The sequence below is a fragment of the Psychroflexus sp. MES1-P1E genome (assembly GCF_002836055.1).
In the GTDB taxonomy this organism is placed as follows: domain Bacteria; phylum Bacteroidota; class Bacteroidia; order Flavobacteriales; family Flavobacteriaceae; genus Psychroflexus.
The window spans coordinates 66,668-88,204 of sequence record NZ_PJBS01000348.1 but is presented as its reverse complement, the minus strand read 5'-3'; the positions used below and the strand labels follow the sequence as shown (position 1 = coordinate 88,204).

At 36.0% G+C, this 21,537-nt stretch carries 20 protein-coding genes; 13 read left to right on the top strand and 7 right to left on the bottom strand.

Annotated elements, in window-relative coordinates:
• Window positions 1–705: 705 nt before the first annotated feature.
• On the top strand, window positions 706–1,608 hold the full coding sequence (hemF, locus tag CXF67_RS16105) for an oxygen-dependent coproporphyrinogen oxidase (protein ID WP_102089670.1): 903 nt from the start codon (window positions 706–708) through the stop codon (window positions 1,606–1,608).
• 41 nt (window positions 1,609–1,649) lie between these two features.
• Here the strand turns inward: hemF and accC are convergent, their stop codons facing one another.
• From accC to CXF67_RS16070, 7 genes are all read right to left on the bottom strand, one after another.
• Window positions 1,650–3,011 carry an acetyl-CoA carboxylase biotin carboxylase subunit gene (accC, locus tag CXF67_RS16100; protein ID WP_102089669.1) on the bottom strand — a complete coding sequence of 454 codons (1,362 nt, stop codon included), beginning with the start codon at window positions 3,009–3,011 and terminating at the stop codon, window positions 1,650–1,652.
• 44 nt (window positions 3,012–3,055) lie between these two features.
• On the bottom strand, window positions 3,056–3,550 hold the full coding sequence (gene accB, locus CXF67_RS16095; RefSeq protein ID WP_102089668.1) for an acetyl-CoA carboxylase biotin carboxyl carrier protein: 495 nt from the start codon (window positions 3,548–3,550) through the stop codon (window positions 3,056–3,058).
• Between the two features lie 19 nt (window positions 3,551–3,569).
• Window positions 3,570–4,565 carry a beta-ketoacyl-ACP synthase III gene (locus CXF67_RS16090; RefSeq protein ID WP_102089667.1) on the bottom strand — a complete coding sequence of 332 codons (996 nt, stop codon included), beginning with the start codon at window positions 4,563–4,565 and terminating at the stop codon, window positions 3,570–3,572.
• A 222-nt stretch (window positions 4,566–4,787) separates the two neighbouring features.
• Window positions 4,788–6,341, bottom strand: coding sequence for an L-piperidine-6-carboxylate dehydrogenase (gene amaB / locus CXF67_RS16085; protein ID WP_102089666.1), 1,554 nt, complete (start codon window positions 6,339–6,341; stop codon window positions 4,788–4,790).
• Between the two features lie 61 nt (window positions 6,342–6,402).
• Window positions 6,403–6,936 (bottom strand): 3-hydroxyanthranilate 3,4-dioxygenase, encoded by a 534-nt coding sequence (locus CXF67_RS16080; RefSeq protein ID WP_102089665.1) that lies wholly within the window; start codon window positions 6,934–6,936, stop codon window positions 6,403–6,405.
• Between the two features lie 67 nt (window positions 6,937–7,003).
• Window positions 7,004–8,737: a M14 family metallopeptidase gene (locus CXF67_RS16075; RefSeq protein WP_102089664.1), complete on the bottom strand. Its 1,734-nt coding sequence runs from the start codon at window positions 8,735–8,737 to the stop codon at window positions 7,004–7,006.
• A gap of 3 nt (window positions 8,738–8,740) precedes the next feature.
• Window positions 8,741–10,354: a M14 family metallopeptidase gene (locus CXF67_RS16070; RefSeq protein ID WP_102089663.1), complete on the bottom strand. Its 1,614-nt coding sequence runs from the start codon at window positions 10,352–10,354 to the stop codon at window positions 8,741–8,743.
• Between the two features lie 119 nt (window positions 10,355–10,473).
• Between CXF67_RS16070 and CXF67_RS16065 the strand changes: the two genes are divergently transcribed.
• The 12 genes from CXF67_RS16065 (at window position 10,474) to atpG (ending at window position 21,486) form a co-directional block, all read left to right on the top strand.
• Window positions 10,474–11,949 (top strand): DUF5687 family protein, encoded by a 1,476-nt coding sequence (locus CXF67_RS16065; protein ID WP_102089662.1) that lies wholly within the window; start codon window positions 10,474–10,476, stop codon window positions 11,947–11,949.
• Window positions 11,950–11,958: 9 nt separating this feature from the next.
• Window positions 11,959–12,663: an ABC transporter ATP-binding protein gene (locus CXF67_RS16060; protein WP_102089661.1), complete on the top strand. Its 705-nt coding sequence runs from the start codon at window positions 11,959–11,961 to the stop codon at window positions 12,661–12,663.
• A gap of 96 nt (window positions 12,664–12,759) precedes the next feature.
• Complete coding sequence (gene porW / locus CXF67_RS16055; RefSeq protein ID WP_102089660.1) at window positions 12,760–15,288, top strand: type IX secretion system periplasmic lipoprotein PorW/SprE; 2,529 nt, start codon at window positions 12,760–12,762, stop codon at window positions 15,286–15,288.
• Between the two features lies 1 nt (window position 15,289).
• Window positions 15,290–15,694, top strand: a complete 405-nt coding sequence (locus tag CXF67_RS16050) for a bactofilin family protein (protein WP_102089659.1) — start codon at window positions 15,290–15,292, stop codon at window positions 15,692–15,694.
• Window positions 15,669–15,884, top strand: coding sequence for an AtpZ/AtpI family protein (locus CXF67_RS16045; protein WP_102089658.1), 216 nt, complete (start codon window positions 15,669–15,671; stop codon window positions 15,882–15,884). Before CXF67_RS16050 ends, CXF67_RS16045 begins: the two co-directional genes overlap by 26 nt.
• Window positions 15,885–15,890: 6 nt before the next feature.
• Entirely contained in the window at window positions 15,891–16,286 is a 396-nt protein-coding gene (locus tag CXF67_RS16040) for a DUF6168 family protein (RefSeq protein ID WP_102089657.1), read from the top strand.
• A gap of 243 nt (window positions 16,287–16,529) precedes the next feature.
• Window positions 16,530–17,618: a F0F1 ATP synthase subunit A gene (atpB, locus tag CXF67_RS16035; RefSeq protein WP_102089656.1), complete on the top strand. Its 1,089-nt coding sequence runs from the start codon at window positions 16,530–16,532 to the stop codon at window positions 17,616–17,618.
• A 28-nt stretch (window positions 17,619–17,646) separates the two neighbouring features.
• Entirely contained in the window at window positions 17,647–17,871 is a 225-nt protein-coding gene (gene atpE, locus CXF67_RS16030; RefSeq protein WP_015024380.1) for an ATP synthase F0 subunit C, read from the top strand.
• A 78-nt stretch (window positions 17,872–17,949) separates the two neighbouring features.
• Complete coding sequence (locus tag CXF67_RS16025) at window positions 17,950–18,444, top strand: F0F1 ATP synthase subunit B (RefSeq protein ID WP_102089655.1); 495 nt, start codon at window positions 17,950–17,952, stop codon at window positions 18,442–18,444.
• Between the two features lie 9 nt (window positions 18,445–18,453).
• Window positions 18,454–18,984: an ATP synthase F1 subunit delta gene (gene atpH / locus CXF67_RS16020; protein ID WP_102089654.1), complete on the top strand. Its 531-nt coding sequence runs from the start codon at window positions 18,454–18,456 to the stop codon at window positions 18,982–18,984.
• A gap of 41 nt (window positions 18,985–19,025) precedes the next feature.
• Window positions 19,026–20,606 carry a F0F1 ATP synthase subunit alpha gene (atpA, locus tag CXF67_RS16015; RefSeq protein ID WP_102089653.1) on the top strand — a complete coding sequence of 527 codons (1,581 nt, stop codon included), beginning with the start codon at window positions 19,026–19,028 and terminating at the stop codon, window positions 20,604–20,606.
• Between the two features lie 10 nt (window positions 20,607–20,616).
• Window positions 20,617–21,486, top strand: a complete 870-nt coding sequence (gene atpG, locus CXF67_RS16010) for an ATP synthase F1 subunit gamma (RefSeq protein WP_102089652.1) — start codon at window positions 20,617–20,619, stop codon at window positions 21,484–21,486.
• The last annotated feature ends 51 nt before the right edge of the window (window positions 21,487–21,537 follow it).

Below are 21,537 nucleotides of genomic sequence, written 5' to 3'. Positions count from 1 at the left end.
GGTTGGCTTGGTTTCTTTCAGGGCTCACTATAGTTTAATGCTAAATTAAACCTATAAGGTCTCAATAAATCGTTTCTTTTTACTCACAGTTTTATCAAAAATAATTACCGTAACTAATGCTATGCTAATCATTTTAACCTCAATCCATCAAAAAACCTGTGCTGAGTTACGTCGTTACACAATTCAATAGTCTTCATTCTTTGTATCCCTATTAAGTGAAATGTTTTTCCTAAATTTTCATATTAGCATTGAACAATCTACAAGTTCTACTAGATAAGTCATTGGTAGAAATGATTTCATCACTAGGTTTTTAAAGTTTTTATAATAGCTGCTATAGCTGAAAGTCCCTGAGCAAAAGACTAACTTTTGCTTAGCGTTCTTATTAGAGTAAATATATTTTTCTAAGGCAGAATGGATTGGATTCCCATTTCTAGAATATTCGAAACTCTCTTGGCTTCAAGGTGTCTTTTGACTATTAGTAAACGTCTGATAAATTGGAGTTATAACAGATACATAAGTTGGATCGGCACTCTGTTGATTTCCAAGTGTAGGTTTGGTATTAAATTTTATATGAAATAGTTTACGATAAACGTAAAGGCCGCTGTCTTTAATTGCTACTGCGGATTTTAGTTTATCCTATTCTTAACAAACACCAGTGATTTAGGTTTTAAAATCTTTATTTTGCAATTACTTTAAAGACATAAAATGAAAGATAAGTTCTATAATTATATACAAAACCTTCAGGATACAATCACTTCTAAGCTAGAGTCTGTGGATAACACTGCAAGATTTTCCGAAGACATCTGGGAACGGAAAGAAGGAGGAGGAGGACGAACACGTGTGATTGAAAATGGATCTGTTTTTGAAAAAGGAGGGGTGAATATTTCTGCAGTTCACGGAGATTTGCCAGAAGCTATGCAAAATTACTTTAATGTTCAGGATTGTGATTTTTTTGCCTGTGGAATTAGTATAGTTCTGCATCCAAAAAACCCAATGGTACCCACTGTCCATGCCAACTTTAGATATTTTGAGATGTATAATAAGCACGGAAAAGTTGTGGATCAGTGGTTTGGAGGAGGGCAAGATTTGACACCTTACTATCTTTTTGATGAGGATGTCATACATTTTCATAGAGTTTTAAAATCGGCCTGCGATCCTTTTGGTGCAGATCTTTATTCAGATTATAAAGACAATTGTGATCGGTACTTTTGGAATGCTCATAGAAATGAAGCTCGAGGTGTAGGAGGCTTGTTTTTTGATTATTTAAAACCAACATCAAAGCGAAGCCTAGAGGAGATATATAATTTTATCACGGCGTGTGGTGATCGCTTTTTGGAGGCATATGTTCCACTAGTTGAAGCAAGAAAAACACTAAATTACACAAAAGAGCAAAGAAATTGGCAAGAGATAAGGAGAGGCCGTTATGTAGAGTTTAATCTTGTGCACGATAAAGGCACTTTGTTTGGTCTTAAAACAAATGGTAGAATCGAAAGTATTTTGATGAGTCTTCCACCACATGTCCAGTGGCAATACAATCACCACCCAGCATCTGGTTCTGAAGAGGAAATATTACTTAAAGTTTTACAGAGTCCAAAAAGTTGGATATAAAAAAAGGCTGCTTTTTTAAAAGCGGCCTTTTTTGATTTAAATTAGTATTCATCTTCATCGACAACATCCTCAAGGACAAAATCTTCCATAAATTTTGTGGTATAATTTCCTTCAATGTAATCCGGATGATTCATTAATTGAGCATGAAAAGGGATAGTCGTTTTCACACCTTCTACCACAAATTCACTTAATGCACGCCTCATTTTACTAATAGCTTCTGGTCTGGTTTGAGCAGTTGCTATGAGTTTTGCAATCATAGAATCGTAGTTTGGTGGTATAACATATCCGCTATATACATGGGTATCTACTCTTATACCATGACCGCCAGGTAAATGTAGAGTTTCAATTTTCCCAGGGGAAGGTCTGAAATCGTTAAAGGGATCTTCCGCATTTATTCTACACTCTATAGAATGTAATTTGGGGTAATAATTTTTACCTGAAATAGAAACTCCAGAAGCAACTAGAATTTGCTCTCTTACCAAGTCATGATCTACCACTTCATCTGTAATAGGGTGCTCTACTTGAATACGCGTATTCATTTCCATAAAATAGAAATTTCTATGCTTATCCACCAAGAACTCTATAGTTCCAGCACCTTCATACTTGATATATTCAGCAGCTTTTACAGCAGCATTACCCATTTTTTCACGGAGCTCATCTGTCATAAATGGAGAAGGGACTTCCTCCGTTAATTTTTGATGCCTTCTCTGTATAGAGCAATCACGTTCAGACAAATGGCAAGCTTTTCCTGTTTGGTCACCAACTATTTGTATCTCGATATGGCGTGGCTCTTCAATAAGCTTTTCCATATACATATCGTCATTTCCGAATCCTGCTTTTGCTTCTTGCCTTGCAGACTCCCAAGCACCTTCAAGCTTATCTTCAGTCTTTACAGCACGCATACCTTTCCCTCCGCCACCAGCTGTAGCTTTTAGCATAACTGGGTAGCCAATTTTTTTTGCAGTCTTTTTGCAGTCTTCGAAATTTTTAAGAATGCCTTCAGATCCAGGAACACAAGGGACACCAGCAGCTTTCATGGTAGCTTTAGCGCTAGCCTTATCTCCCATTTTATCGATCATATCTGGCGTAGCACCGATAAACTTTATATCGTGCTCTTCGCAAATTCTTGAAAAGGCAGCATTTTCAGACAGAAATCCATAACCTGGATGGATAGCATCTGCATTGGTAATTTCTGCCGCTGAAATGATGTTTGGGATTTTTAGATAAGACTCGCTACTTTGTGGTGGGCCTATACACACAGCCTCATCTGCAAATCTTACATGAAGACTTTCTTTGTCTGCAGTGGAATAAACTGCCACTGTCTTAATACCCATTTCTTTACAAGTACGGATGATACGTAAAGCGATTTCACCACGATTGGCTATGAGAATTTTTTTGAACATGAACGTTTGTTTTAGTTAAAGATAAAATCCAAAGCGTAAAATATTTACGATGGATCTACTAAGAAAAGAGGCTGATCGAACTCTACAGGAGAAGAGTCATCAACAAGCACTTTTACAATCTTACCAGACACTTCGCTTTCAATTTCATTGAAAAGTTTCATAGCTTCTATTGTACATAGAACATCTCCTTCTTTTATTTCACTGCCTACTTCTACAAATACTTTTTTGTCGACAGAGGGCTTTCTGTAAAATGTTCCTATGATTGGTGATTTGATGGTTATGTATTTATCATCATCATTGGCTTTTGCAGGTGCTGTTTCTTCAGCAGAAGGCGCAGTAGACTGTGGGTTGTAAGCAGGGGCTTGCGGTTGCATTTGTTGCTGAGGCATACCCATCGGCATCTGTTGGATATAAGTTTTTCCATCATCCTCGCTTCCGGTTTTGATGGTGATTTTAATATCGTCCATTTCGAGTTTGACTTCACTTGCTCCAGACTTTGCAACAAATTTAATTAAGTTTTGAATTTCCTTTAAATCCATAGTTCTAAGTTTTTTAGGGTTACGAATTATATGCCCACTTCAGATAGATAGAGCCCCATGAAAAGCCTCCACCAAATGCAGCAAATATAATATTATCTCCCTTTTTAAGTTGTTTTTCGTAATCGCTTAATAATAATGGTAATGTTGCGGAAGTAGTGTTTCCGTAACGTTGTATATTCATCAGTACTTTTTGAGAATCTAAATCCATTCGTTTGTATATAGCATCAATAATCCTTTTATTAGCTTGATGTGGTACTAGCCAATCTACATCTTCTGCATTAAGATTATTCTTCAACATAATTTCTTTACTTACATCAGCCATTTTCGATACTGCAAACTTAAACACAGTTTTACCATCTTGAAACACAAAATGTTGTTTATTTTTAACGGTATCTTCAGATGAAGGGAGTAGAGAGCCTCCAGCGTCTATTTTTAAAAATGGACGACCATCACCATCAGTTTTTAATATCTCATCTTGAAGGCCTAAACCTTCTTCATTGGCAGAAAACAAAACAGCACCACCACCATCTCCGAAGATGATAGACGTGCTCCTGTCTGTATAATCTATGATGGAAGACATCTTATCTGCGCCTACTAGAAGAATGTGTTTATATTTTTTTGATTCAATATAGGCAGAAGCTACTGACATACCATACAGAAAACCTGAACAAGCCGATTGCAAGTCGAAGGAAAATGCATTAACGGCGCCTATTTCAGTCGCCAAAAACGCAGCTGAAGAGGCTATTTGCATATCTGGTGTAGCAGTCGCAAAAATAACGAGATCTATTTCTTCAGGTCGAGTTGTTGCCTTACTTAACAAATCTTCACAAGCCTTTATACCTAAAAAAGAGGACCCTTGATGGGGTGGTTTCAATATTCGCCTTTCCTTAATGCCAGTTCTGGAAGTAATCCAGTCATCGTTTGTCTCTATTATACTCTCCAATATCTTATTGGTAAGAACATAGTCTGGAACATATCCGCCTACGGCAGTGATGGCAGCTTTTACATCACCCATAAATATAAATTTCTTTTTTATTATGAAATAATTGAATCAAAATGGCAAGTATAATTATGCAAATTAAGTTGTTTTTTGGTTGCCGACAAAAATTCCTTCAAAACATTTAATTAACAATTTATGAAGGACAATTTTGAAAGGCTACTAAAAGTAAAAATAGATTTTTTATATAAATTTCAAGCCTTCCATCGTGATGAAAGGCCTGAAATAGAATATTCTAATTTAGAGATCAAATTTTATACCTTGAGCTAAAGGCAGATCTTTTGTGTAGTTGATGGTATTGGTTTGCCTTCTCATATAAACTTTCCAAGCATCAGAGCCAGATTCTCTTCCGCCCCCTGTTTCTTTCTCTCCTCCAAAAGCGCCTCCAATTTCTGCTCCAGAGGTGCCAATATTTACGTTTGCGATACCACAATCAGAGCCTTCAACAGATAAGAACAGTTCAGCTTCTCGGAGACTATTCGTCATAATTGCAGAAGATAATCCTTGCACAACTCCGTTCTGAAGTTCTAATGCCTTATCAACTTCTCCAGAGTATTTCATGATATAAAGCACAGGAGCAAAAGTTTCATGTTGAACAATATCAAAATGATTTTCAGCTTCCGCGATAGCGGGTTTTACATAACAACCACTTTCGTAACCTTCACCTTCCAAAACGCCACCTTCTACCAGTATTTTTCCTCCTTCTCTTTTGACTTCTTCTAAGGCATGAAGATAATTTTTGACGGCATCCTTGTCTATTAAAGGTCCAACATGATTATTTTCATCCAAAGGATTACCAATTCGGATTTGCTTATAAGCATCAACAATGGCATTTTTTACCTTATCATAAATCGATTCGTGAATGATGATGCGTCGAGTTGAGGTACATCTTTGTCCGCAAGTTCCTACAGCTCCAAAAACAGCACCAATCACAGTATTCTTAATATCCGCATCTGGAGTAACAATAATAGCATTATTTCCTCCAAGCTCTAGCAAAGACTTCCCTAAGCGTTTAGCGACTTCTTGTGCAACAATTTTACCCATTCTAATGGATCCCGTAGCAGAAACAAGTGAGGTGCGTTTGTCTTGGGTCATATATTCCCCGACTGTATGATCTCCTGTAATTAGTGAAGAAATACCCTCTGGGACTCCATTAGCTTCAAATACTCTTGCTGCTATTTTTTGACAAGCTACAGAAGTTAAAGGTGTTTTTTCTGACCCTTTCCAAATACAGGCATCCCCGCAAACCCAAGCTAAAGCGGTGTTCCAAGACCAAACAGCTACAGGAAAGTTGAAGGCTGAAATAATACCAACAACTCCAAGAGGATGCCACTGTTCATACATTCTATGTCCAGGGCGTTCACTATGCATAGTAAGACCATGTAGTTGTCTAGAAAGTCCAACAGCAAAGTCACAGATGTCGATCATTTCTTGAACTTCTCCAAGACCTTCTTGATAGGATTTACCCATCTCGTAAGACACCAGTTTGCCTAATGGAGCTTTCAATCTTCTAAATTCGTCATTTAATTGGCGAACGACCTCACCTCTTGCTGGTGCTGGCCAAGTTCTCCATTCTTTAAAACTTTTGTGAGCGTTACTCGCCACCTTTTCATAATCTTGTTGCGAAGTAGCCTGCACTTTTCCAATGGAAGCTCCGTCGACTGGAGAGAACGATTCTATCATTTCTCCACTGGCAAAAAAATCTTTTCCTATAGAGGTTCCTTTATTTTCCTTTTGGATGTCGAGTTGCTTTAAAGCTTCATCGATGCCAAATTCTTTTGAAATATGACTCATAACTATTTTGATATTTTTAAGATTTGTGGCGAATTTAGTAAATTTAATTTAGCTTTATAGTCTAGACTGTAAATCGCTCATCTACAGGCATTACTTCTCCGCAATTATTGCAGGTTCTTAGCGAGGTATTGGAATAAAAATCTTTGAAGTGTCTCAGAAAATCCTTTTCAATATCTTCTAGAGGAAAATAAACATCATGCAATTTGTGGTTACATTGGTCGCAATACCATAATAAGCCATCCTTTACCTCCAAGTTTATTCTTTTGCGCTCTATCACCAAACCTATAGAGCCTTTGTGTCTTACAGGAGAATGTGGAACTTTAGCGGGATGTAAATACATATCGCCAGGCCCTAAAGTCATGGTTTTCTTTTCCCCATCTTCTTGAATATGAACTTCAATATGTCCTTCCAACTGATAAAACAACTCTTCGGTTTTATTATAATGGTAATCCTTGCGGGCATTTGGTCCACCAACGATCATAACAATATAATCTCCTGAGTCTTTGTAAAGATTTTTATTACCAACGGGTGGCTTTAACAAGTCTCGATTGTCTTTTATCCATTTCGTTAAATTAAAGGGTTTGCTTATGCTCATTTTAATTTTTATTTTAAAAGTAATGAAACCAAATCTTCTAAGGATGTGGCTTAAGTTTAGATTAGTATTATTTACTCCAACTTGCTTTCCCTCCTTTTGCAGAGTCTACATTTATTTTATAGTTACGGCCGCCCGAAATGATCCATCTTACTTTTACAGTTTCCATTCCTGGAATATTTGGAACTTTTATAGTTTCAGGGGAATGGACTTGCTCTTTAACTTTATTAAAATCGTCGTCTTCTACAATCATTCCCGCTACTACATCAGCATTGGTGATGCTAACTAGGTCTGGTCTTTCAATTTTGAATTTCAAATCTTGGCCACTATGCGTAGGCATTAATCTTTCATTATATAAAGTAGCGGTCACTTCTTTAAGACCATTACCTAGATTATTTTCTTCAACATTTGTAATACTCAGCTTTGGGGTTTGATAGGCATGATAAATAGTGAACGCCATATTTCTATGGGCATCTTGTTCTAGAAGGAAACCAGGATGAGCCCTGCTAAAATTCTTTTTAAAACCACCTACTTCTATGCTGCCATACTGAGGGTGTTTGTATTCTTTCCAATCTATAAAGGCATCTCCAAAGGTAAGATACTTGTCTACTTTTAACTCTTCTTCTTGGTTGGCTCTTCCTTCATTTTTATGGAAATAAAGATAAGAAACCATGAGTTCATTCGTGTAAGTGTAAATTCCTCTGCCGCCATAAAACCAATCCAATTCACCACCAAACACGGAATATAAATCTTTATAAACGGTCAGATATCGATAGCCTGGAATCATTTCCTCTCCTTTTTTTGCTATCGCATCATAGATTCTTACATCTTCTTTATTGTAGGTATCAACATCTTCTTCAGCTCCTGGACCTCTCAAAATCATACCCCCATAATTATGGTAACTCTGAGCTCCTGCAATATTGGGGTGTTTCATCACAAAATCTGCAACAGCTCTACTTTCTGGTAAACTAAAAGGGTACTTATAAGCGCCGCGTTGTACATGATCTGGTTGCCATTTCCATCCCCAATCTCTATTAGGGTCATAGTAACCTATCCCATCTTCATTAACCTCACCATCGCCATCTTTATCTATTCCTTCAAAACCAAGCATCTCATACTCTCCTTGTTCTTCTGCAGCAACTCTTATTAATCTTCTTTGATCTTGAGGGTCTTTAATAAATCGACCAGTAGGCGATTTCCGAATCATATAGGTAATATGATTATCTCCGTTGAGATCATCAAAACCATCCTCTCCAGCCTCACCATCGCCATCGGTGTCTAAGACAAGCATTCCAGACCTTGGAGAGTGAGGGGTATTAGGTTCTTTCATATAATTATCTCTAGCATCAGGATTGATGGTGGGGACTATATAAAAGGTTTTATCTTTTAATAATTGATTTATAAATTCTAAATCACCAAACATTTCAGTGAGATACCAAGCGGTATATAGTGAAAATTCTGTTCCCTGTATTTCATTAGAATGGATGTTTCCATCTATATACATAGCAGGCTTTTCATCTGGATTCCCAGTATTGAAATCAGAAATAGTTAACATATAAATAGACCTGTCTTCATAGGATTTACCGATGCTTTCTAATCGGGCCAATTTTGGATAAGCCTCAGCGATCTTTTCCATAATATCTACAACCCCATCGTAGGTATTGTAGCGGTTCCAGCTAACTTCTACTTTAGGCTCATGAGGGGTTCCGATAGCTCTAAAAAACTTTTCCTGTGCCTTACCCACAGAACCCACTGTCATTGCTATAATGAGACATAATACGGAGGTGTAATCAATCGTTTTCATAGCTTATAAGTTTAGGTTCAATTCGGTAAAGCCAGTGTGAGGAGCTCCAGCCTTTATAGTCACTTTTCCATTGGCTTTCACAATCCAAGACAAGGATATACTTTCTAATGATTTCATTTTTTTTACTAATTCAATTTTATTTCCAGCAAGGATATCGTCTTTTGGGGTGTCAATTTCAATTCTTATTTTTTTGAGCCACCTCGATCGTTCTCCAAGATCGGAGTGTGTAGGAAGGTTTGCACTGTTTAGCAAATCTACAGTAACTCGTTTAAGACCTCCTTTTAGGTTTTCAACCTTAAGGTTATGGAATTCTAGTTGAGGTTGCTGCTTTGCTAATTTCAAAATGAAATCAGTGTGTTCAATAGCTATACTGTCTACTTTATTAAAAGGAGGGTTATCCATGACAAAAGGCCTTACACCGCCAACTTCAACCCTTTGATTTTTGAAATCTGGAAGATCAATTTTTTCCCAGTTTACAAACACGTTATCTAGATTCTCTTGTTCTGCCCATTTTAAAAAATTAGAAACCTTTGTCTCTTTAATTTTTGTTTCTGAAGTTGCTGTGGAATCTTTTTTTGCTTCTGGAACCCACCATCCAGGCGTACTAAAGCTTAATCTCCCAAAATGGAAATAGACCCACTGAAATAAATCACCATCAGTTCCCCTATTTTCTTGCAGATAAGGCTTCTGCGAAATAGTTGAGTTGTAGAGTTCTGAAACCATTTTGTTGATAGCAACATCTCCTTCTAGAGGTGAAGACACTAGTCTCTTTTTAGCCTCTTTGGCGTTATACTTAAGAGGGGATGACAGATTATTAGCAGGACCAAAAGTTATAAACGCATAAATATTCCATTGTTTAAAAAGATAATCAAGCAGGGCTCTACTTTCTTTTTGAGAAACAGCAAAATCGCCTGCAAACGGCTCAAAAGCAGGAAAGTTATAAGTCAAACTTTTATTGAAAGCTACGCCTTCTTCTAGGTCTTCATTAAACTTTCCGTCCTTATCATTATCGATTCCTTCTGAATACAATAGGTAACGTTTTGTGGATTGAGAACTTGTATCCACATGTATCATGACTCTAGAATCATGAGGGTGGGAGGTGTATTTCCCTAAAGGACTCTCGACACGCATTTGAGTAATAACGCCATCTTTATTAAGATCTTCGTAAGGGTCCTCATTTGATGTTCCATCCCGATCGTGATCCAAACTTGCTGTATTACCTCTTCTCTCGTACTTGAGTTGGTTATGGTATTGCGAATAGGCTTCTGGTGATAGGTTAGGAAATATATAAAAAGTAGTTTTTTCTAGGGCTGAAGACTCATCTTTTACCAGACGTTCAGCAAATTGAAGTGCCAATTCCACACTAAGAAGATGATAACCTTCAACTCCCCCAAGAACAGCAAAGGCAGGTTTGTTGTCAAGATTTCCTGTTCCTATTTTAAGAACATAGATATCATGTCCTCCCTCAGTTTTAGTGATCGATGAAAGGTTTACTTTGGAATCTTTATTCAAAGCTTCCAGCCTTTTGGTGTATTGTTCTGTATCTGGATAATCATTTTGGGAAAAAGCCAAACTTTGAATCGCCAACACTACTAGAACTGTAATGATTTTCTTCATTATATAAAATTTTCATAAAAATAATTTTATTTTTCCCTTATAAAGTAAAATTTTGAATTTAATTTCAACTCCTGTAACAATCTATAAGTCTTTAAGACCTATAGTGTAAACTTCTTCTTATGAGTATAAAGCAGTTCCTAAGTTTAGAATGGAAGCAATTTCGACGATCTTCTTTTTTTGAAAAAGGATTAGTTATAAAAATTTTGATGTTACTCGCGGCTTTATATTTTGCCGGCATAGCCATTTTTGCTGGTGTAATAGTCTTCTTTATTTTAAAAAAAACTTTACCAGAAGAGGATCCTTTCAAAATAATCAACAACTTTTTAATCTACTGGGTCATTGGAGACTTGGTATTGAGGTATTTTCTTCAACAATTACCAGTGCTGAATATCAAACCCATGTTGATTTTACCCATACAAAGAAATGTAGTGATCCGCTTTTTATTATTAAAAACCTCCTTTTCGTTTTTTAATATTCTACCTCTCCTTTTTTTTATTCCATTAACCATTGTGCTCATCGTTCAAGGTTATTCTCCATTCATGGTTGTGCTTTGGTTTTTGAGCATTATCTCTATAAGCTTCAGTATAAATTTTCTAAACTTTATTCTGAATAAAAACAATCCTATTTTTTATGGAGTTATTGTTTTTCTGGCTTTAATTTCAGGAATGCAATACTTTGGAATTTTCGATATATCACAGTATTTGGGTGTTGTGTTTTATTCTTTTTATAGTTTGGGGTATACGCTTATTATTCCAGTACTCTTGGTAATTCTTTTGTTTAAGGCTAATTATAGAATGCTCAAAAAGAATTTTTATGTGGACGGCGCAGTTCTGGCTAAAAAGCAAAGTTTTAGTAATTACAACCTAGAATTTTTAAATAAATTTGGAAAGTTGTCTATCTTTTTGAAAAACGATATAAAGATGATTACTAGAAACGCAAGGCCTAAACAAGTCTTACTCATGTCCTTTTTCTTCTTGTTTTATGGATTGATTTTTTATACCCAAGACACGTATAGAGATCTTCCCATTGTTTTGGCTTTTGCCTCCATTTTTGTGACGGGAGGATTCCTCATTTCTTTTGGCCAATTGGTCCCTTCTTGGGACAGTGAATACTATAAATTGATGATGAGTCAAAATATTTCCTATAAAAAATACTTGGAGTCTAAATGGGTTTTGATGGCGCTTGCTTGTGCAGTTTCATTTTTGTTGAGCACGCCTTATATTTATTTTGGTTGGGATATTTTTGCTATGATCGCTGCAGGGGCTTCTTTTAATATTGGCCTTAATTCTTTTATCACCCTTTATGGAGGAGCGTTGAACAGAGTGCCAATCGAGCTCAACCAAAAAGCCAAAGCCTTTAGTAATACTCAAGGCTTTAATCCCACACAGCTTCTTATTAGTTTGCCTAAGCTTCTTGGCCCTATGCTTATTTTCTATATCCCCTATAAACTTATCAACTTCAATGCTGGTATTATTGCTTTAGCACTAAGTGGAGTTTTAGGCTTAGTTTTTAAATCTTACTTTCTTAACCTTATTGAAAAGGTATACCAAAAGACCAAATACAAGACTATTTCAGCTTATTCAGAAAAAAAATAAAATTTATATATGGAAACAATTATCCACGTTCAAGACTTATCCAAAAGTTATAATGCAGACAAAATATTAGACATAGAGTCCCTAGAGATTCCCAAAGGTCAAAGTTTTGGTTTGGTAGGAAACAACGGTGCTGGAAAAACAACTTTCTTTAGTTTGTTTTTGGACCTAATCCCGCCGACTACTGGTCAGATAGAAAGTAAAGGTGTTATCGTGAACCATAGCGAAGAGTGGAAGCCTTTTACCTCCTCATTTATAGATGAGAGTTTTTTGATAGGCTATCTTACCGCTGAAGAATATTTTTATTTTATTGGAGATTTAAGGAATACCTCCAAAGCAGAGGTGGACGAACTTTTAAGTGAATTTGAAGATTTTTTCCATGGTGAAATATTAAACCAAAAGAAATATTTAAGAGACCTTTCTAAGGGAAACCAGAAGAAAGCCGGAATAGTAGCGGCGCTTATAGGTCAACCTGAGATTGTGATTTTGGATGAGCCTTTTGCTAATTTAGACCCCACAACTCAGATTAGGCTTAAAAGGATTATTAAAGACCTATCCGCTCAAAATCAAGTTACAGTACTTATTTCTAGTCACGACTTGACGCATATTACCGACGTTTGTGAACGTATAGTTGTTCTGGATAAAGGAAAAGTCGTAAAAGACATCAAAACCAGTGAGGCGACTTTGAAGGAGCTCGAGCTTTATTTTGAGAGATAACCTCTTTATTTTCAATTTCTGAGATAATATGCATTTATATTTATCAAAATATACGATTTTCATGCAAATCAAGTTATTAATGTCATAGAATTGTACATGCGATTAAAACTACCCTTATATCTCTTAGTTGGAATACTTATTCTAGCTTCTTGTTCAAGAAAGAAAGATAAATTCTTAAATAAGAATTTTCATGCCATAACGACTTACTACAATATAGTCTACAACGGTAATCTGGCCTTGGGGAAAGGTCAGATGGAAGTTGAAGAGGCCTATATCGAAGACTATTGGAAGGTGTTGCCGGTGGAACGTATGACCATAAAGCAGAATCCTAAAGAGAAAAATAGTGCCTCAGAAAATTCTTCTTTTGAAAACGCTGAAGAAAAAGCGACTAAATCTATTCAAAAGCATTCCATGTATATGGGAGGTAAAGAATATAATCCACAAACAGATGAGGCTTTCTTGCTTTTGGGTAAAGCGCGGTATTACGACCAGCGTTTTGTCCCTGCTAAAGATGCTTTTAGTTTTATTTTGAATCACTATCCAGAAAGCTCTACTTTTAATGAAGCCAAAATTTGGGTAGAAAAGGTAAACTTAAGATTAGAGTATTTTGAAATGGCTATTGATAATCTTACCGAATTGATCAATACCACTCAACTTACGCCTTTTGAAAGCTACGAAGCAACTTCTACACTAGCCCAGTCTTATATTGCTGATAACAAAGAACGTCAAGCACTATCTCCTTTAAAAATTGCTATACAGAATGCTCCAGATGACAAAAAGAGGGCAAGACTACTTTATATTAGAGGTCAATTATTTACCTCGTTAGGCCAAAAAGACAGTGCTAGAGTAAGTTTTGATGAAGTTATAGCTTTAAATAGAAATTCACCTAGGAGTTATATGATTCACTCTGAGTTAGAAAAGCTCAATCTGAAAGATTTTAAAAACGCCTTATGGTATGAGACTGAATTAGCATTTCAAGAGTTAGCAGAAGACAGAGAAAATAGACCTTTTTTAGACTTTATTTATTATGATACAGCGATGTTTAATTTAGCAAAGGACTCGATCAGTTTTGCTATTGAACGCTTCAATAAATCGTTAAAAGAACAGCCTAAAGATAAGTATCTTAAAAGTCAAAATTATGTCAATTTGGGAGAAATTTATTTTGATAAATCTTCTTACGAAACCTCTGGGAAATATTACGATAGCACCTTAACCAATCTCGTAAAGGGTAGTCGAGAACACAGGCAAGTGAAACGAAAGAGAGAAAACTTAGAAGACGTTATTACTTTTGAAAGAATTGCAACTGAAACCGATAGTGTCCTTAACTTAGTAAAAGCACCTGAGGAAGAACGCGTTAAGTTTTTCAAAACCTATATTGAAAAACTTAAAGAAGAAGAAAAAAGTGTATTTACCAATAAAAGTCCCTCTCGAATTATCAATTCTAGGTTTGGTAGACAAAAGAGTCAGATAGGCGGGGGACAAGTTAACTCGACCACTTTTTATTTTTATGATATTACCCAAAAACAAAGAGGGGAAGAGTCTTTTAGAAAAATTTGGGGAGATATAGAATTAGCAGACGACTGGAGAAGGAATTCTACTCAGAAAAAACTTTTAGACACTGAGGAAGAAATAGTCCAAGAAGATCGCTTACGACCAGAATACGATCCCCAGACTTATATTGCAATGATCCCTACAGATCAAAAAGTGATTGACAGTATTTCAGACGAAAGAAACTTTGCTTATTACCAATTGGGAATCATTTACAAAGAAAAGTTTAAGAAATATGACTTGGCGATTTCAAAACTCGAGTCTTTACTTGAAAGCAATCCTCAAGAACGTTTAATCCTACCCTCCAAATACTATCTTTTCAAAATATATGATGATCTAGGAAATACTAAACAGGCAAATTCTTGGAAAAATGACATTTTAAACAAGCATTCAGATTCTAGATATGCCAGTATTTTAAGAAATCCAGAAGCTTATCGAAACGATGTGAATAACCCACAGAACATCTATTCTAGGCTTTACAAAGAGTATAAATCTGGTCAATATCAGCAGACCCTAGACGAGATAGAGACCTATACAAAGGTGTTTGTGGGAAACTCCATCTTGCCAAAATTAGAATTGCTGAAAGCTAGAATTCTTGCAAAACTTGAAGGAGCTTTAGTATACCAAAAAGCGCTGAACTATGTGGCCTTAACCTATCCACAGTCCAAAGAAGGGAAATACGCTCAAAAACAATATACAGAATTAGAGCAAAAACCTTTTTCGACTGATTTTGACTTTAGCCAAGATCCTGAAGATGAATATATTTTAGTTTATAATTTTTTTAATGATAATATTGAAGAATCAAAATATGAAGAGTTCAAGTCAGATTTGGCCTTAGCTGTTGAGGATGAAAGTGGTTTGGATTTGACTTTAACTGAGGAACTTTACAATAAAAATCAAATTTTAGTGACTATAAAGGGTCTTAAAAGTAAACTTGGAGCGCAGGGATTAGCAGAAAAGTTCATTAATAATGATAAAGTCAACAAAAATTACCCTTATTTTGTGATGTCACAAAAAAATTATAAAATCGCTCAGATCAATAAAAATCTAGATGATTTTTTAAATAAAACTAATTAATATGTTTTCAGATAAAAATAAAACCGTGAACAACTCAGACTTGACAAAAGAACAGAACAAAATTGCTCAAGGAACCGTTTTTAAAGGAAGCATAGAGTCGCAAGGCAGTTTTCGGATAGAGGGTAAAGTCATAGGAAATATCACAACCCCAGGGAAAATTGTCGTAGGTAAAACAGGTTATATCGAAGGAGAAATAGACTGTGATAATGCTGATTTTGAAGGCGAATTTAAAGGACAATTAAAGGTTAAGTCTCTATTGACTCTTAGAGCTACTGCTAAGATCGAAGGAGATGTGTTCACAGACAAGCTTTCTATTGAGCCTGGAGCTAAGTTTAATGCAACTTGTAGTATGAAAGGAGCTGTAAAATCTATCTCTGAAAATGCCAAAAAAGAAAAATCAGCCTAAACCGTGGCTTTATTTTACTGGACTAGGTTTACAAATGGCAATTATCATTATTGGCTCTGTTTTTTTGGGAATTTGGTTAGATGAAACCTTTATGGAGTCTTCAAAATTGTTTACGATTATTATCTCTCTTTTGAGCATATTTATTTCTATGGCTCATGTTATCGCTTCTTTAAAACACTTTAAGGATTAAACTTTTATGAAAAAAAAATTACAGAATCCTTACGTTTTTATTCTTCTGATTTCAGCGGTTATTTTTATGATCCACTATTCGATAGATTTAGTTTTTAACGTTGTCACTTATTACTCTTTATTCTCAATTTATATATTCCATACTATTTCTGCACTTTCAGTAGCAGGGATCGTTCAATTGGTATACAAAAATTCCCAAGATCATGCAGGTTTTGCTTTTATGGGGACTAGTCTTTTAAAAATGCTAGCAGCCATTTTATTTTTATTACCAGGATTTCTATCTGACGATAAGCCAAGTTTCACCAATATTTTAAATTTCTTCATTCCTTATTTTGTGTTCTTAATATTTGAAGCCATCCAAGTCATTAAGCTTATCAATCAGGAGGAAACCCCAGTAAAGTGATTTTTTTAATTTTCTCATTACGTATTTAATCTGTTTACTTGCTGTTTAGCACGCCGAGATGTGCTAGAAAACTCTAATTTTCTCTAAACTTCCATCTTACGATCTTGCTCAAATAGTCATGATTTTACCAATAAGTTCGCTTTTCGTAAGAGAGTAAATATTTTTTTAAAGCTTTCATTTAAAATTAAAAAGTAAAAACATACATTTGCACGAAATTTCGAATTGATACTAAGTCAACTATTTATGGCAACACACAAATCTTCAAAGATTACAGTGGCTTTAATGCTAATGCTCATTTTGAATTCCTTTGCTTCATTCGCTCAGCTAGACACTGAGGGGGCTGTTGATGAGAGCTTCAACCCAACAGAAATGATAATGCATCATATTGGCGATTCTCATGGGTGGCACTTTTTTGGTGAAGGTGAAGATTCTTTTACATTGCCATTACCAGTTATTTTATGGACAGATAAAGGTATTGCAACTTTTATGTCGAGTGCATTTCATCATGATGTCGAAGGGAAGCATGTCGTTGAATCTAATGGCCAAAAATTTGTAAATTATCACGAAAAAATCCATGTCTTAAATGAGGGTGAAGCGATGTTGAAATACGATGAAGAAGCTCATGCCGCACTCAATGCTAATGTTGCTTTCGATCTTTCAATTACCAAAAACGTAGCTTCAATGCTTCTCACAGTGGTAGTGATGTTAATCCTTTTCATAGGATTAGCAAGCCATTATAAAAAATCTAAATCGGCTCCTAAGGGCTTTAAAAACATCCTTGAAACTTTAGTCATCTTTGTACGTGATGAGATCGCGAGACCACAGATTGGTGACAAGAAATTCATGAAATTCATGCCTTTTCTACTTACCGTATTTTTCTTTATCTGGATTACAAATTTATTGGGTTTGCTCCCAGGAGCAGCAAATGTCACTGGTAACATATCTGTTACTGTTGCATTAGGGCTCTTCACTTTAGCGCTTACTATTGTTAATGGGAACAAGGATTATTGGAAGCACGTGTTTTGGATGCCAGGTATTCCAACTGCAGTAAAACCAATTTTGGCCATTGTCGAAATTCTAGGAGTCTTTATAAAGCCAATTGCGCTTATGATTCGTTTGTTTGCGAATATAACGGCGGGCCACATTATTACTTTAAGTTTAATAGGGTTGATATTCATATTAGAAAATGCGGGAGTTGCCGCGATATCTGTCCCGTTTGCCGTATTTATTACAGTTTTAGAATTATTAGTTGCATTTTTACAAGCATTTATATTTACATTATTGTCAGCGCTCTTTATAGGGATGGCAGTGCAAGAACATGAACATCATTAATCTTTAATTTTTTAAATATTTATTTACTATGGAATTATTACACGTAGGTATTGCAGCTTTAGGAGCTGGTTTAGCAGTTTTAGGAGCAGGAATTGGTGTTGGTAAAATCGGTGGGTCCGCAATGGAAGCTATCGCTCGCCAACCAGAAGCTTCTGGAAAAATTCAAACCGCAATGATTATTGCTGCTGCACTTGTAGAGGGTGTTGCTCTTTTTGGAGTAGTTACAGCTCTATTAGGTGTGTTAACCACTTAAAATGATTACAAACCCTCATACCCAACGGTTGGTTGGATGAGGGTTTTATTTTTTTAGAATTTAAAACACTTATCATATATGGATTTAATTACTCCTGAATACGGATTATTTGTTTGGCAAGTTGTTGTCATGCTTATCCTTATTTTCTTATTAACTAAATTTGCTTGGAAGCCTGTAATGAAGGCCGTTGGAGAAAGAGAAGCTTCAATCAATGATGCCTTAGCTTCTGCAGAAAGAGCGAAAGAAGAAATGGCCAATCTGAAAGCAGATAACGAGAAATTGCTTCAGCAAGCAAGAGCCGAAAGAGATGAAATGTTGAAAGAGGCTCAAGACATGAAAAAATCTATCATTTCTGAAGCTACAGAAGATGCAAATGAAAAGTCTGAGAGAATTCTTGAAAAAGCCCAAGTCACTATTCAAAGTGAGAAAAAGCAAGCCTTACTAGAAATCAAATCTCAGGTTGCAGAATTATCCGTTCAAATTGCAGAAACAGTTGTGAAAAAGCAATTGGACGATAAGAAAGAGCAAATGATTTTGGTTAACAAAATGCTAGACGACGTTAAACTTAACTAACAATATCCTATGGGAAGTAGAGCGGCAGGAAGAAGATATGCCAAGGCCATTATAGAATTAGCACAAGAGGAGAATTTAGAAGATAAAGTCCTTGGCGACTTTACGCTTATCCATTCTACAATTGATGAGAATAAAGACTTGAAGTTGATGTTATCTAGTCCACTTATCGAAGTAATTAAGAAGCAATCTGTTCTTTTAGAGGTATTCAAATCAGTTCAACCTCTAGTTCAAAAGCTTATAAAAACCCTTGCGATCAACAATCGCATCTCAATTCTAGAAGAGATATCTGAAGAATATATTTCGCTCTATAATACACAGCATCATATCCAATATGCATCTGTTATTACAGCTGCCAAGATGACTAAGGATATCGAAGAAAAAGTTCAAAATAAAATTAAAGAAATAACCGGATATACAGCAAATCTAACCAACCAAGTAGATGAATCTATACTTGGTGGATTTGTACTCAGGTTGAAAGACCTTCAATTTGATGCAAGTGTATCTACTAGTCTTAACCGATTCAAAAGACAATTATTATAATATTAAACGGTATGGATTTACCATTTAACACACAATAAATTATGGCTGAAGTAAACTCTGCTGAAGTTTCAGCAATCTTAAAAAAACAAATCTCTGGATTCGAATCTGAATCTTCTCTAGACGAAGTAGGAACAGTTCTTCGTGTTGGAGATGGTATCGCCAATGTGTACGGGTTAACCAACGCACAGTTAGGTGAGCTTGTTGAATTTGAGGGAGGACTTAACGGTATGGTACTGAACTTAGAGGAAGACACTGTCGGTGTAGTTCTTTTGGGAAAGTCTAATACTATTAATGAAGGAGACTCTGTTAAGCGAACTAAGAAAACATCTTCTATCCAAGTGGGTGAAGGTATTGTAGGTCGTGTTGTTAATACATTAGGCCAAACCATCGATGGTAAGGGAGAGATTGAAGGAGAAACTTTCTTAATGCCTATCGAAAGAAAAGCGCCTGGAGTTATTTATAGAGAGCCTGTTACCGAACCAATGCAAACGGGAATCAAATCTATAGATGCTATGGTGCCTGTAGGTCGTGGACAAAGAGAATTGGTGATTGGAGATAGACAGACTGGTAAAACTTCTGTATGTATCGATACCATTCTTAATCAAAAGGAATTTTACGATAAAGGAGAACCTGTATATTGTATCTACGTAGCGATTGGACAGAAAGCGTCTACAGTGGCTGGTATTGCAAATCTTTTAGAAGAAAAAGGAGCATTAGCCTATACTACTATTGTTGCTGCAAATGCATCAGATCCTGCTGCAATGCAGGTGTATGCCCCACTTGCTGGAGCTGCAATTGGTGAATATTTCAGAGATACGGGCCGTCCAGCTTTGATTATATATGATGATTTATCTAAGCAAGCTGTTGCTTACCGCGAAGTGTCTTTACTATTGAGAAGACCTCCAGGTCGAGAAGCCTATCCCGGGGATGTTTTCTATCTTCACTCCAGATTATTGGAACGTGCTGCAAAAATTATCAATGATGATGATATTGCAAAACAAATGAACGATTTACCCGAAGCTTTAAAGGGTAAAGTAAAAGGAGGAGGTTCTTTAACGGCACTTCCTATTATTGAGACCCAAGCGGGTGATGTTTCTGCCTATATTCCTACCAACGTGATTTCTATTACAGATGGTCAGATTTTCTTAACGTCAGATTTATTTAACTCTGGGGTAAGACCTGCTATTGATGTAGGGATCTCAGTTTCTCGTGTGGGGGGTTCTGCTCAAATTAAATCTATGAAAAAAGTAGCTGGTACTTTAAAATTAGACCAAGCTCAATATAGAGAATTAGAAGCTTTTGCTAAGTTTGGATCAGACTTAGATGCTTCGACTCAAAATACGATTGAAAAGGGAAAACGCAACGTTGAAATTCTTAAGCAATCGGAGGCAAGTCCTTTCGCTGTTGAAGATCAAATCGCCATTGTTTTTGCAGGAACCAAAAATTTGATGAGAGATGTTCCCGTCAACAAGATTAAAGAATTTGAAAAAGATTATCTGTCTTTCCTAAACGCTAAGTACCGTGACGTCTTAGATCAATTGAAAGCCGGTAAACTAACAGATGAAATTACAGATGCACTCGCAAGTGCTGCTAAAGAAATTTCCTCAAAATATAAAGCATAAAGCTTAATTTATGGCTAATTTAAAGGATTTAAGGAGTAGGATAACTTCGGTATCATCAACGATGCAGATCACAAGTGCTATGAAAATGGTTTCTGCTGCTAAGTTGAGCCGTGCACAAAATGCAATTGAGAACATGCGTCCCTATGCAGAAAAGCTCAACGAGCTTTTGCAAAGCTTAAGCGCATCCTTAGACAGCAATACAAATAGTCCTTACTCCAATCAAAGAGAAGTCAATAATGTATTAGTTATTGCTATTTCTTCAAACAGAGGTTTGGCAGGAGCGTTTAATACAAATATTATCAAACGCGTAAGAAATCTGTCCTCAGAAGGGTATTCAGGAAAGTCGATTAAGGTTCTTCCTATCGGTAAAAAAGCAGGAGATATCCTTCGCAAATCATTCGATATGGAGAAATCGTACAGTACTGTGTATGAAGATCTATCTTATGATGCTGTTACAGAAATTGCTGAATACCTAATGGATCTATTTAAAACTCATAAGTTTGATAAAATAGAATTGGTGTACAACAGCTTCAAAAATGCAGCCACCCAAATTATTACGACAGAACAATTTTTACCCATAAAACCTGCAAGCGAAAGGGTTGGAGAAGCTAAGTCTAAGGACTATATATTCGAACCTAACAAGGCTGAAATTGTAGAAGATTTAATTCCTAAGTCTTTGAAGATTCAATTGTTTAAAGCAATTAGAGATTCTGTAGCCTCAGAACATGGGGCTAGAATGACAGCGATGCATAAAGCTACAGATAATGCTACTGAGTTGAGAAATGATCTTAAGTTGTCTTATAACAAAGCTAGGCAATCTTCTATTACAAATGAGATCTTAGAAATTGTAGCTGGAGCTGAAGCTTTGGCAGATAGTTAATAATCTTTAAGATGAGCACAACAAAACCTCTGTAAAGGGGTTTTGTTGTAT